Source organism: Brachybacterium epidermidis, from assembly GCF_015209585.1.
Classification (GTDB): Bacteria; Actinomycetota; Actinomycetes; order Actinomycetales; family Dermabacteraceae; genus Brachybacterium; species Brachybacterium epidermidis.
On the sequence record NZ_JADEYR010000005.1, the window covers coordinates 114,965 to 126,961 of the forward strand.

11 protein-coding genes are annotated in these 11,997 nt (G+C 72.0%); 5 read left to right on the forward strand and 6 right to left on the reverse strand.

The features are described from left to right. Window positions 1-14: 14 nt before the first annotated feature. A complete protein-coding gene (locus IOE58_RS06910; RefSeq protein WP_193865667.1) occupies window positions 15-878 on the reverse strand; it encodes an ABC transporter ATP-binding protein in 864 nt (287 codons plus the stop codon). A gap of 270 nt (window positions 879-1,148) precedes the next feature. Here IOE58_RS06910 and IOE58_RS06915 point away from each other — a divergent pair, with 270 nt between their 5' ends. The 3 genes from IOE58_RS06915 to IOE58_RS06925 all read left to right on the forward strand — a co-directional run bounded on the left by IOE58_RS06915 (window position 1,149) and on the right by IOE58_RS06925 (window position 3,509). After that, window positions 1,149-1,532, forward strand: a complete 384-nt coding sequence (locus tag IOE58_RS06915; protein WP_193865668.1) for a hypothetical protein — start codon at window positions 1,149-1,151, stop codon at window positions 1,530-1,532. A gap of 1 nt (window position 1,533) precedes the next feature. Then, entirely contained in the window at window positions 1,534-2,571 is a 1,038-nt protein-coding gene (locus IOE58_RS06920) for an ABC transporter ATP-binding protein (protein ID WP_193865669.1), read from the forward strand. A gap of 185 nt (window positions 2,572-2,756) precedes the next feature. After that, window positions 2,757-3,509 carry an ABC transporter permease gene (locus tag IOE58_RS06925; RefSeq protein ID WP_284690639.1) on the forward strand — a complete coding sequence of 251 codons (753 nt, stop codon included), beginning with the start codon at window positions 2,757-2,759 and terminating at the stop codon, window positions 3,507-3,509. A gap of 49 nt (window positions 3,510-3,558) precedes the next feature. Here the strand turns inward: IOE58_RS06925 and IOE58_RS06930 are convergent, their stop codons facing one another. Beyond that, entirely contained in the window at window positions 3,559-5,139 is a 1,581-nt protein-coding gene (locus IOE58_RS06930) for an HNH endonuclease signature motif containing protein (RefSeq protein ID WP_193865671.1), read from the reverse strand. 129 nt (window positions 5,140-5,268) lie between these two features. Between IOE58_RS06930 and IOE58_RS06935 the strand changes: the two genes are divergently transcribed. Next, complete coding sequence (locus IOE58_RS06935; protein WP_193865672.1) at window positions 5,269-6,567, forward strand: sensor histidine kinase; 1,299 nt, start codon at window positions 5,269-5,271, stop codon at window positions 6,565-6,567. Further along, on the forward strand, window positions 6,564-7,202 hold the full coding sequence (locus IOE58_RS06940; protein ID WP_193865673.1) for a response regulator transcription factor: 639 nt from the start codon (window positions 6,564-6,566) through the stop codon (window positions 7,200-7,202). The genes IOE58_RS06935 and IOE58_RS06940 overlap by 4 nt, the downstream gene beginning before the upstream one ends. A gap of 88 nt (window positions 7,203-7,290) precedes the next feature. On the opposite strand, the gene IOE58_RS06945 is transcribed toward IOE58_RS06940, so the two are convergent. From IOE58_RS06945 to IOE58_RS06960, 4 genes are all read right to left on the reverse strand, one after another. Continuing rightward, the gene (locus IOE58_RS06945; RefSeq protein WP_193865674.1) at window positions 7,291-8,877 is read right to left on the reverse strand and encodes an AbgT family transporter; all 1,587 of its coding nucleotides are present in this window, start codon (window positions 8,875-8,877) and stop codon (window positions 7,291-7,293) included. Between the two features lie 103 nt (window positions 8,878-8,980). Beyond that, window positions 8,981-10,414 carry a M20 family metallopeptidase gene (locus tag IOE58_RS06950; protein WP_193865675.1) on the reverse strand — a complete coding sequence of 478 codons (1,434 nt, stop codon included), beginning with the start codon at window positions 10,412-10,414 and terminating at the stop codon, window positions 8,981-8,983. Window positions 10,415-10,554: 140 nt separating this feature from the next. Further along, on the reverse strand, window positions 10,555-11,265 hold the full coding sequence (locus tag IOE58_RS06955) for an alpha/beta fold hydrolase (protein WP_193865676.1): 711 nt from the start codon (window positions 11,263-11,265) through the stop codon (window positions 10,555-10,557). Between the two features lie 201 nt (window positions 11,266-11,466). Next, window positions 11,467-11,928 carry a nucleoside deaminase gene (locus IOE58_RS06960; RefSeq protein WP_348981910.1) on the reverse strand — a complete coding sequence of 154 codons (462 nt, stop codon included), beginning with the start codon at window positions 11,926-11,928 and terminating at the stop codon, window positions 11,467-11,469. Window positions 11,929-11,997: the final 69 nt, after the last annotated feature.

Sequence of the window (11,997 nt, forward strand, 5' to 3'; positions counted from 1 at the left end):
TTGACTCAGGGAACTCATGCGGTGGCCTCCTTCGCACCGGCGCCGCCGGCCAGGGCGTCCTCACGCAGCGACTCCCAGATGTGGGAGCGCAGGCGGGTGAACTCAGGGGTGGACTCCACGCCGATCGAGCGGGGGCGGGCGAACGGCACCTCGATGTCCTCCTTGAGGCGGCCGGGGCGGGGGGTCATCACGATCACCCGGTCCCCCAGGATGAGTGCCTCGTCGATGTCGTGGGTGACCATCAGGACCGTCTTGCGCTCCTGCTCCCACAGCGTGACCAGCTCCTCCTGCATCAGCATGCGGGTCTGGGCGTCCAGGGCGCCCAGCGGCTCGTCCATCAGCAGCAGGGGGCTGCCGGTGGCGAAGGCGCGGGCGATCGCCACGCGCTGGCGCATGCCGCCGGAGAGCTGGTGGGGGTAGGAGCGGGCGAAGTCCTGCAGGCGCACACGCCGCAGCCAGTCCTCCGCGATCCGGTCGCGCTCGGCGCGGGACGTGCCCATCATGCGCAGGCCGAAGGTGACGTTCTCCCGCACCGTCATCCAGGGGAACACGCCGTGCTCCTGGAACACGAAAGCCGAGGGGATGGGGTGCTCGGCTCCGGTGACCTCCACGGTGCCGACGGTGCGCTCCTCGAGCCCGCCCACGATCCGCAGGAAGGTGGACTTGCCGCAGCCGGAAGGGCCCACGATGCAGGTGAAGGAGCCCGGCTCCAGGGTGAGGGAGAAGTCCTCGAGCGCCCACACCGGGTCGGAGCCGGAGAAGAAGACCTTGGAGACGTCCTCGGCGACGACGGTGGCCCGGGCGGCATCGGCCTGGCGGTCCGTGTCGGAGTCCCGGCCGGCGCGGGGGTCGTCGGTGGGCGACGGAGCGGCTGCCATCGGGACTCCTCGGCAGGTCGTGACGGGATGATCGGGAGGATGACCGGGGCGGGTCGATCGCCCCACTGTAGATCCGGGAAACGCCCCTGACCGCACCTGACCAGTCTGTGGACAAATATCCCAATAACCGGACAGACGGGGTGGGGACCAATGCGGCACAGCAGCCGCGCCCACCCATGACATCTCTCATCGCCGGGCCGTGAGAAACGCACATGAGCTGGTGAAACAGCGCCCTACTGGAGAGGTGCGCGGCTCGGAAGAGTAGGGGCCATGAACACGACGAAGATGAGCCTGACCACCTCGACCCGGGCGGGCGGTTCCGGCTGCACACCGGCCACCTCGACCCCCACACCGCCCACTTCGACCACCACACCGACCGCCCGGGAGTCCGCTCGCCCCGCACGCACCAGTCCCACCGCCGATCGCGGCGTGCTGGGCGATGTGATGGGCTTCCGCCCCTCGGCGACGCTGGGCCGCGAAGTGTTCGCGATCGCGATCAACATCGTGATCGTGCTGGCCGTCGCCATCGCCGTGCAGCCCCCCGCGCTGGCCTGCATCGTGGGTGGAGTGATCGTGGCCGTGATCCTGGCGGCGCGCCTCGCGGCCGGCTTCGCCACCGAGGGTTACGCCGAGCAGCTGAAGGGAGGGCGCTGACATGACTGCCACGACGACCGCACGGGACCTCACCACCGCGCAGGACGCCACTGTCCATGGCATCCATGGCTCGACCTCGGGCACCGCCGCACCGCGGGAGACGGTGATCCGCGTCGAGGGCCTCGAGCGCCGCTACGGCCGGGGCCGCGACAGCCATCTGGCCGTGGCCGGGATCGATCTCGAGATCCGCCGCGGCGAGCTGTTCGCCCTGCTGGGCACCAACGGCGCCGGCAAGACCTCGACCCTCGAGGTGCTGGAGGGCCTGGCCCGGCCCACCGGCGGCACCGTGAGCGTGTTCGGCCTGGACCCGTACCGGGACCGCCGCCATGTGCGCCCCCGCCAGGGCCTGATGCTGCAGACCGGCGGGTTCCCCACCGATCTCACCACGGCGGAGGCACTGCGGATGTGGACCTCCACGCTGTCGGCCCCGCGCCCGGTGAGCGAGGTGCTGGCGCAGGTGGACCTCGCCGACCGCGCCTGGACCCGCATCTCCGCCCTCTCCGGAGGGGAGGTGCGCCGCCTGGACCTGGCCTGCGCCATCGCCGGCGAACCCGAGCTGCTGTTCCTGGACGAGCCCACCACCGGGCTGGACCCCGAGTCACGCGCCCGCGCCTGGGAGCTGATCCGGGCACTCAAGGAGAACGGCACCACGATCGTGCTGACCACGCACTACCTCGATGAGGCCGAGACCCTCGCCGACGAGCTGGCGATCATGCATCGCGGACGTATCGTGCGACGCGGCACCGTCGAGGAGGTGGTGGCCGGCCACCCTGCGACCATCCGCGCGACCCTGCCGATCGACGCCCCGGCCGACGTCCCCGCTCTGCCCGCGATCCATGGCTCCAGCACCCGCGACCGCAAGGGCCGGCTGGAGATCACCACCGACCGTCTCGAGGATGACCTGCTGGCCCTGCTCAGCTGGAGCCGCGAGCAGGGCGTGGAGCTGTCCGGTCTCGACGCCCGCGCCGCGAGCCTGGAGTCCGTGTTCCTCGAGATCGCCGGATCCGGCTTGGAACCCGGCGAGACCCCGGCCGCCTGACATCCCGCCGCCCCCACGCCTGTGCGGTCAGCGCACCCGCAGGCGGTCCCACCTCCAGAAGGAACAGTCCCCATGAGCACCCCCACCCTCGACCCCGCGACCACCCCGTCCACGCCGACGGCCCAGCAGGCCGCCACCGCCCGGTCCCGAGCGACAAGCCCCCGCCGCCCCCCCGCCTGCTGGGCCTGGCCCGCGCGGAGCTGACGCTGCTGCTGCGCAATCGCATGCAGCTGGTCACCGCGCTGCTGCTGCCCCTGTCGGTGCCGTTCCTCTACCTGCCGCTGGCGCGCCAGGGCGGCACCCGAGAGGCGATGGCCTCGGGCCTGGGCACCATGTTCGTGGTGGCGCTGCTGTTCGTCGTCTACTACAACCTGCTCAGCTCGTACGTGGCCCGCCGGCAGGACCTGGTCCTGAATCGCCTGCGCACCGGTGAGGCCTCCGATGCGACGGTGCTGATCGCCACGGCGGTGCCGGCCCTGCTGATCGCCTTCGTGATGATCGGTGTGATGGGTGCGATCGCCGCTCCGCTGCTGGACCTGCCCCTTCCCTCTCGTCCCGGGGTGCTTGCGATCGGCCTGGTGCTGGGGGCGGCGGTGATGGTGCCGCTGGCGCTGGCCACGGCGAACATGACGCGCACCGTGGAGGCCGCCCAGGTGACCTGCCTGCCCCTGATGGCGGTGCTGGTGATCGGGGCGGGGGCCGCGATCCCGCTGCAGATGATGCCGGACTGGTTCGGCCGACTGGTCGCGCTGGTGCCCTCGGCCCCGATCACCGCGTTGGTGCGCCTGGGCTGGCTGGGCATCGATGCCGAGGGCGCTGCGCTGAGCACCGCCGAGGTGTGGACGCAGACCACCCAGCAGACCGGGATCCTGCTGGTGTGGCTGGTCCTCGGAATCCTGTTCGTGCGCAGCCACTTCCGCTGGGAGCCCCGTGGCTGACCTCCGGGTGCACGGCGGCACGAGGATGCGGCCGGTGCGCACCCGCCGCTCAGAAGGGCGGCGGCGCGCAGGACCTCATCCCTGTGCCCTCGTGCGGATCGGTGTAGTCCGGCCCGCAGTCCTCCTCGGGTTCATCCAGCAGCCCGCTGCGGAGGGCGGCCGCCATCTGCAGATCGGTGCGGTACGCCTCCCAGGACTCCTGGAGCGCCTGGGCCATCACCGGGGTGAGCAGATCCCGATTCGGGCAGATCGACACCCGCAGGCCGCTGCCGCGCAGTTCCCAGTGGGTGGTGCCGTCGGGACCGCGAACCGGGTCGATCAGGCCTTCCGTCTTGAGGCGATGATGGGTGAAGCACAGCAGGTGCAGGTTCTCCACGCAGGTGGCCCCGCCGTTCTCAGGATCGGCGTGGTCGTACTCCTGGATGTGGTCGGCCTCGCTGGCATCGAGCGTGGGGCGGGTGCAGCCGGGAACGGCGCACACCGGGTGCTGCAGGCGCAGGTGTTCGAGCATTCCCGTGGCGGGACGGTACGTGGTCGCCTCGATGGGCAGGTACCGGCCGTCGACCGGATCGGTGAGGATGCGGTGCCAGACGGGCTCGCCCGCAGCCAGCCGCCTGGCCATCTCCGCCGGGATCGGGGTGAGGCCGTCCAGCACTGCCGGGGTGTCGGAGAGGCCGAGCAGTGTCAGGAACGGGACGGTCACCTGCATCCGGAATCGCGGCGCGGGGACCTCGACCCCGCCGGTGTCCAGCACGCTGCGGGTGAGGATCGCGTAGCGCAGCTGTGCCAGGCTCAGGGGGCTGCCGGATTCGTCGGCGGCGCCATCGATGTCGAAGGGGATCGGTGCGCCGGCGGCCAGGGCCTTCCGCTGTGCGTTCTGCACGGCGCGGGCGCCGTTGTCCAGGCGGCGCGCGAGCGCGAGGATCTCCGGGACCGGGCCGGTGATGCGCAGGCAGGCGGTGCCATCGTCGATGGGGGACCGCTCCAGGGCGACATCCCGCAGATCCTGAGGGCGGGCGACCCCCTCGCCCTCGCGGACCAGCCATGCAGCCAGCAGTCGCAGCTCGCGACGGAACCGTGCGACGGGGATGGAGGCGAGGTCCCATTCAGAGACCCGCGCGTCGACCTGCGCCTTCTGCTGGGGTGTGAAGTCCCGGACGGTGCGCAGTATCCGATCGAACCATTCCACCGGGAGATCGCCGCTCTCCAGACGAGCGAGCAGCCGGGGCAGCTGATCGACCGCGGTGCGGGCGGCGCGCAGCAGGGAACTGGCCTTGTCCGTGGTGGTGCGCAGGGCGATCCCCACCAGGAGGCCTGCTTCCTCGCGCTCCCCCGGTGGCTCGCCCGGCTCCGGCTCCGTCCACATCGGCGCGATCTCGCGCAGCAGCCGGGCGTGCTCGACGGACCTCCGGCGCTCCTGCGCGATCAGGCGGCCCGCCGCCGATGCCTGCGCCGAATCAGGGTCGATGCCGAGCCTGTCGGCCAGGGAGTCGGTGGTCAGGGGCTGGCGCGCTGTCACCCTCGCGCGCGGGGCCCGGGGCTCATCGGGGACGCCGCGGACCCGACGCCCACGTGGAGCGCGGCGCGGCTCCTCGACCAGTCGGCCGTTCTCCCAGCGATGCACTGGCACTGCGCTCCCCTCCCTTCCGACGTCGACGTCGATCGATGTGAACCACGCTACGGAGGGGGTATGACAAACGAACCTCGCCGACCCGCTCCCCCACGACGCACGCCGTCACCGCCATGGAAGGATCGACCCATGACCACCGCCTCCCGCCCGTCTTCGGTGTTCTTCTGGTACACCGCGACCTCGGCGCTGGTCCTGGTCGCAGGCATGCCGGTGTTCGCGCTGTTCGTCAGCTGGGTGGAGCCCCCCGATCTGCCTGACCACCCCTTGTCCGCCGCCCTTTTCGTGCTGCAGACGGCCCTCTCCACCGCCGCGGCTGCGTGGTGGCTGGTGCGCTGGCGGGACGGTCTGCGCGATCGGCCGCTGCCCCGGCGGGCGCATGTGGCCGCGGCCGCGCCCGCAGTGGTGGCCCCGGTGATGCTGCTGGCGCGCGCGATCTCTCCCGCGGCGCCCGACGAGCAGGACCCCATGGTGATGATCAACCTGATCACCGTTCTGTCGGGTCTGGTCACCGTGCACATGGTGCTGCGCTGGTGGACCGCGATCCTCTCCGCTGCAGCCCTGACCGGCATCGCCGTGCTGGCCGGGCTCCCCTTGCCCGTCGCCGCCCCGATCGGATCGTTCATGCTGGCGATCGTCATCGGTCTGCGCAGCTCCCTGTGGCTGCTGGAGCTGGTGGACGGCATCGACCGCGCCCGGCAGATGGAGGGCCTGCTCGCACTGGCCGAGGAGCGCCTGCGCTTCAGCCGCGACCTGCACGACGTGATGGGCAGGGACCTCTCCTCGATCGCGGTGACCGCGGAGCTGGTCACCCAGCTGGCCGAGCGCGGTGACCCGCGTGCCGCCGAGCACGCCAGGTCCATCTCCGCGATGGCCCGCTCCTCCCTGGCCGACGTGCGCGCCCTGGTGCGCGGCTACCGCGACGTGGACCTCGCCTCTGAGCTGCAGGGCACCCTGTCGCTGCTGCGCTCGGCGGGGATCCGCACCCATCTGCGCGGCGAGGTGCAGGACGTCCCCGCCGAGCATGCGGAGGCCGCCACCTGGGTGCTGCGGGAGGCCGGCACCAACCTGCTGCGCCATGCCGACGCCACCGCGGTCACCATCGAACTGGGGGCCGGCGGGCTGACCGTCACCAACGACGGCGCTTTGGCCGTTGCGGCCGATGGGGGCCAGCCCGTCACGGAAGGTGCCCAGCCCGTCACGGAGAGCCCCCGCCCCGTCACGGAGAATGCCCGGCCCGTCACCGAGGGCACCGGTCTGCGCGGCCTGCGTGAGCGCATCGGCCCCGCGCGTGCCCTCAGCGCGCGTCGGGAGGGCGAGTCCTTCACGCTGGCCCTGCACTTCGCGCCCGGGACCGGCACCGCATCGACGCCCGGCCCCATCGACCCGGGCGAGACCGCACCCACCCCGTCCGATGGAGGACCCCGATGACTCCCAGCACCCCGACCACCCCCGGCAGCCCGCTGCGCGTGATGCTGATCGACGACGAGAACCTGATCCGCTCGGCGCTGGCCACCATGCTGAGCCTGGAGGAGGACATCGACGCCGTCGCCCAGGCGTCCTCGGCCGCCGAGGGCGTCCGCGCCACCTCGGAGCACACCCCGGACGTCGCCGTGGTGGACCTGCAGCTGCCCGACGGGGACGGCCTGGAGATCTGCGCGGCCATCGCGGAGCACTCCCCCGCCACACGGTGCATGATCCTCACCTCCCACGCCCGCCCCGGCTACCTCAAGCGGGCCCTCGAGCAGGGGATCCTGGGGTTCCTGCCCAAGACCACCTCGGCGCCCCAGCTGGCGGAGGCGGTGCGGGCGGTCGCCGCGGGCAGGCGGGCTATCGATCCGGAGCTGGCCGCGGAGACCATCTCCTCCGGCGACTCCCCGCTCACGCCGCGTGAATCGGACGTGCTGGAGTACGCGGCCGACGGCGCCAGCATCGACCAGATCGCCCGGCGTGCGCATCTGGCCGAGGGCACGGTGCGCAACTACCTCTCCAACGCGCAGGCGAAGCTGCAGGCGTCGAACCGGCACGAGGCCGTGGCCATCGCCCGCAGGCACGGCTGGATCTGAGCGCCGGGGGCGGGGCGACCGGCGGCCTCCCCGCCTGCGGGATCAGCCGCGTGCCGCCTGCGGGATCAGCCGCGTCCCGCCTGCGGGATCAGCCGATGAAGATGCCGTTGCCCGGCCCCAGAGGAATGTCCAGGTAGAAGAAGACCGCCAGGATCGCGGCCCAGAAGATCCAGAACGGCACCACGAAGGGCAGCATGCGGGCCATCAGGGTGCCGAAGCCGGCATCGGGCTGGTAGCGGCGCAGCATGCCCAGCAGCACAATCATGTACGGGTTCATCGGGGTGATCACCTGGGTGGCGGAGTCGCCCACGCGGAACGCGGCCTGGGTGAAGGCGGGCTCGTAGCCGATCAGCGCGAACATCGGCACGAACACCGCGGCCATGATCGCCCACATCGAGGAGCCCGAGATGATGAACAGGTTCAGGAAGCTCGCCAGCAGCATGAAGCCGACGATCGCGGGGAAGCCGGTCAGGTTCGCGCTCTCCAGGCCCGCGGCGCCGGTGACGGCGATCCAGGAGCCGATGCCGGACCAGTTGAACAGGGCGATGAACTGGCCCAGGATGAACGCCAGCACGAGGAACGGGAGCATGTCCTTCAGCGCGTTGGTCATCATCGCGACGGCATCCTTGGTGGTGCGCAGGGTGCCCACCACCCAGCCGTAGATCGCGCCGACCACCACGAAGTAGATGAACACGATGAACACGATGGAGTCCAGCAGCGGGGACTTCGGCAGGAAGCCGCCCTCCTCGTTGCGCCACGGCGAGCCGGAGGGCAGCACCGCCACCAGCAGCACCGCGGTGAGCACCACGGCCGCCAGCACCGCGATCAGCAGGCCCCTGTTCTCCTTCGGGTCGAGCTCGGCGCGCATCTGCTCGGCGTCGGCACGATCGGTGGCGTCGGAGTCGGTGGCGATCTCGTCGCGCGGGATGCCCTCACGGACGATGCGCGGCTCCAGGATGCGGTCGATGATGAAGCCGGCCACGATGCCCAGCACGATCGAGGAGGCGATGTTGAACCACCAGTTCGAGACCGGGTTCACCGGATCGAACTCGTAGCCGGGCAGGGCGCCCATCACGGAGGTGGTGATGCCGGCGAACAGCGCGTCCAAGCTGGTGGGGAACAGGTTGGTGGAGTAGCCCGCACCGGCTGCGGCGAAGCCGCCCAGCAGGCCGGCCACGGGATGACGGCCGGCTGCCTTGAACACCAGCGCGGCCAGCGGGGGCACCACCACGAAGGCGGAGTCGGCCATGATCGAGCTGACAACGCCCACCAGGCCCACCACGTACGGCAGCAGCCAGGCCGGGGAGGAGCCGAACAGCTTGCGCACCGCGGCCGAGAGCATGCCGGAGTGCTCGGCGATGCCGATCGCCAGCAGGATCGGCAGCACGGTCTTCAGCGGCGGGAACCCGACGTAGTTCTCCCCCAGGCTCGAGGTGAGCCAGGTCATGCCCTCCCCGGTGAACAGGCCCTTGATGACCGTAGGCTCATCCGTGCCGGGCACGGTGACCGAGACGTCGGCGAGCGCCATGCCGGTGGACACCAGGCCCGTGATCAGGAACAGCACGAGGAACAGCATGAAGGGCTCGGGCAGCTTGTTGCCGAGCCTCTCGACACCGTTGAGGAGCCGGTCGCCGAGCCCGCGGGGGCCGGACGGCTGGGTGGTCGCCGTGCTCATAGGTTCTCCTGGGGGATGGGATGGGTCGGGGATGGGGGGAACCGTCGGCCCGGGGTGGGCCGGCAGGGAATGGTACGACGCCGGCGGCACCGGCCGGGTGTGTTCAGTCGAAGTAGCCGGGCACGTCGATCGCGCCGCCGGCCTCCTCGAACTCCTCGGTGACGGCCTTCGAGAGAGCGGGGTCGTGCAGCACGTCCAGCAGGGTCGCGGCCAGGCCGTAGGCACCGTCGGCCGCGGCGCTGCGGGCCAGGTCCGAGGTGGCGGCCTTCGCGAACTCGCGGGTGTGCAGGGCCGTGTCGGGGTCGGCGATGCGGATCATCGGGTGGATGCCGGGCAGGCGGAAGCTGACGTTGCCGAAGTCGGTGGAGGCGGCGAGGGTCTCGGAGACCACGCCGCGGGGCAGCGGGTCGCGGCCGCGGCGCCGCTGGGCCTCCACCCAGCGCCCGGTGAGGGTGGTGTTGGTGCGCACCGGCAGGGACGGGGGCTGCTTGTCCCAGGTGACGGTGACGCCGCAGCTGGTCATCAGGGCGGCGCCGCGGGCCACGTCCTCGATGCGCCGGGACAGGTCGCGCAGCGTCTCGGGGGCCAGGGACCGCACGTACAGGTCCAGTCGGGCCAGGTCGGGAATCACGCTGGCCCGGTCGCCGCCCTCGCGGATCACGGCGTGCACGCGGTCCGACGGCGGGATCTGCTGGCGAAGTAGTCCGATCCCCTGGTACATCAGGCTCGCGGCGTCCAGCGCGTTGCGGCCCATGAAGGGCTGGGCGGAGGCGTGGGCGGTGCGGCCGTGGAACTCGACGGTGAGGGTGCGGCGGCCCAGCCAGGCGGTGTCGGCCACGTCGTGGCTGAAGGGGTGGGCCATCACGGCCATGTCGATGTCGTCCCACGCGCCGCCGGCGGCCATGACCTCCTTGCCGGAGTGGCCCTCCTCAGCGGGGGTGCCCAGGTAGACGATGCGACCGGGCACGGCCGACGGGTCCTTCTTCGCCAGCGCCGCGAGGGCCAGGAACGCCCCCAGCCCCATCACGGCGATCACGTTGTGGCCGCAGCCGTGGCCGACGACCGGCAGGGCGTCGTACTCGGAGAGCACCGCGAGGGTGGGGGCGCCGGGCGCGGCAGCCGCGTCACTCTCGGCCCCGGTGGCGCCTTCCGCATCGGACGCGGCGGCCCCGCGGATCTCGGCGCGGATGGCGGTCTCGACGCCGTGGGCGCCCAGCTCGGCCTCGATGCCGTGCTTGCGCAGCACCTCGACGATGGCCCTGCTGGACCGCACCTCCGCGAAGGCGACCTCGGGGTGCTCGTACAGGTCCAGCATCAGCTCGACCAGTTCGCCGTGGACGGCCTCGACCTCTGCCTCGAGCGCGTCGTGCAGCTGGGCGGGGGCGCCGGTGTGCTCGGAGCCCGCGTGACGACGGGTGCGCATCGCCGTGCGGGTCTGCGCCTCGAGCTGATCCACGTAGTCGGAGGACGGCGGGATCGGCTCGGCAGCGGGGAAGGTCGAGAGGTCCAGGAGGTCGCGGGGGTCACGGTCGGTCATTGCCGCAGGATAACGACCGGCCGTTGCGATCCGTGCCGGATGTCCGGGATCGACCGCTTCTGCGCGGGCGGCTCGCCGCCCCCGCTCAGGCCTGCCGCGAGCGCGTCGGCCTCGGCCCGGCGCGGGGCTGAGCAGGCCCATCATCCGAGGTCAGCGGCGACCCCGGCGATGACCCCGGCCAGCTGCCGGGGTGCGCTCGCCATCGGCCAGTGCCCGCTGTCGAGATCCACGAAGCGCAGGTCCCGCACTGGCTCGAGCTCGGGCAGATCGCCGGCGGCCAGCCACTGACGGGCATCCTCGGGCGAGTACTCGGGGCACACCATCGCCACCGGCACCTCGTGTCGACGCGGGTCGGTGTAGTGCACGGGGGCGCGGGTGACGGACTCGGGCACAGGGTGCATGCGGGCCTCGAGCCAGGCGCGGGCCCCGGCGTCGAGGTCGTCGCTGTCCGGCCCCGCGAATGCCTCCCAGCCGGGGAAGACGCTGACGCCGTCCGAGACCGGGGCGAAGCCCGCGTAGGCCTCTCCTTCGGGAGCGGGCATGCCGCCGATCATCACCACCGCGGCGACGTCGTCCACACGGCGGTCCGCCACCATCCAGGCGAGGGTGGAGGCCGCGGAGTGCCCCACTACCAGCACCCGGTCGTCGGCGGCGTCGATCGGGGCGAGGGCAGCCTCGAGCTGGTCGTCGAGGCCGGCGGCTGCCGCCGCGGGGGCCGCGCCGGGTGTGGCGGCACCCTGGCCGGGCAGGGTGAGGGGGAAGGGCCGGTGCAGGGCTTCGCGCAGCGGTCCCAGCACGGGCTCCCAGACGGAGCCGTCGAGCCACAGCCCGGGCAGCAGGATGATGTCCATGGAGGAAGTGTGCACCCCTTGACCAGCGGACGCCAGGGGCTCACGCTGGCTCCGCCGGCCCGACCAGTCGCGCCCATCCACCAGGAGCGGCCATGAACGAGGACGGTCCCCTCGCCACCGGCGTTCGCGATGCCGACGGCATACGCGATTCCGGCGGGTGCGCTGTGCTCCTGACCGTCATCGGCGTGCGCGTGCCCGCAGTCAGCGCTTGCGCCGCGCGCGGAAGAAATCCCGCAGCAGGTCACCGCACTCCTGCCCTCGCACGCCCACGGTGACCTCGGCGCGGTGGTTCAGCCGGGGCTCGCGCAGCAGGTCGTAGAGGGATCCGGCGGCCCCGGCCTTCGGGTCCATCGCCCCGATGACCACGCGCTGGATACGGGCGAGCACGATCGCACCCGCACACATGGTGCACGGCTCGAGGGTGACCACGAGTGTGCAGCCGGTGAGGTTCCATCGCCCGGTCGCCCGGGCGGCCTCCCGCAGGGCCAGGATCTCGGCGTGAGCCGTCGGGTCCTCATCGGCCTCCCGGCGGTTGCCGGCTGCGGCCAGCACCTCACCGCCCGGTCCCAGCACGAGCGCGCCGATGGGGACGTCGGCGGGCTCGCGTGCGGCAGCGGCGCGGGCCTCGTCGATCGCCAGGCCCATCAGGTCGTCGTCGGTCACGGGCTCATTGTCCCGGTTCGTGGAGCGCACTGTCGCTGCTAACCCGCATCGCGCACAGCGACCAGGGCA

Excerpts from the sequence above, each read along its gene's own strand:
- IOE58_RS06910 (WP_193865667.1), bottom strand. The coding sequence starts at position 878 with ATGGCAGCCGCTCCGTCGCCCACCGACGACCCCCGCGCCGGCCGGGAC.
- IOE58_RS06915 (WP_193865668.1), top strand. The coding sequence starts at position 1,149 with ATGAACACGACGAAGATGAGCCTGACCACCTCGACCCGGGCGGGCGGT.
- IOE58_RS06920 (WP_193865669.1), top strand. The coding sequence starts at position 1,534 with ATGACTGCCACGACGACCGCACGGGACCTCACCACCGCGCAGGACGCC.
- IOE58_RS06935 (WP_193865672.1), top strand. The coding sequence starts at position 5,269 with ATGACCACCGCCTCCCGCCCGTCTTCGGTGTTCTTCTGGTACACCGCG.
- IOE58_RS06940 (WP_193865673.1), top strand. The coding sequence starts at position 6,564 with ATGACTCCCAGCACCCCGACCACCCCCGGCAGCCCGCTGCGCGTGATG.
- IOE58_RS06945 (WP_193865674.1), bottom strand. The coding sequence starts at position 8,877 with ATGAGCACGGCGACCACCCAGCCGTCCGGCCCCCGCGGGCTCGGCGAC.
- IOE58_RS06950 (WP_193865675.1), bottom strand. The coding sequence starts at position 10,414 with ATGACCGACCGTGACCCCCGCGACCTCCTGGACCTCTCGACCTTCCCC.
- IOE58_RS06955 (WP_193865676.1), bottom strand. The coding sequence starts at position 11,265 with ATGGACATCATCCTGCTGCCCGGGCTGTGGCTCGACGGCTCCGTCTGG.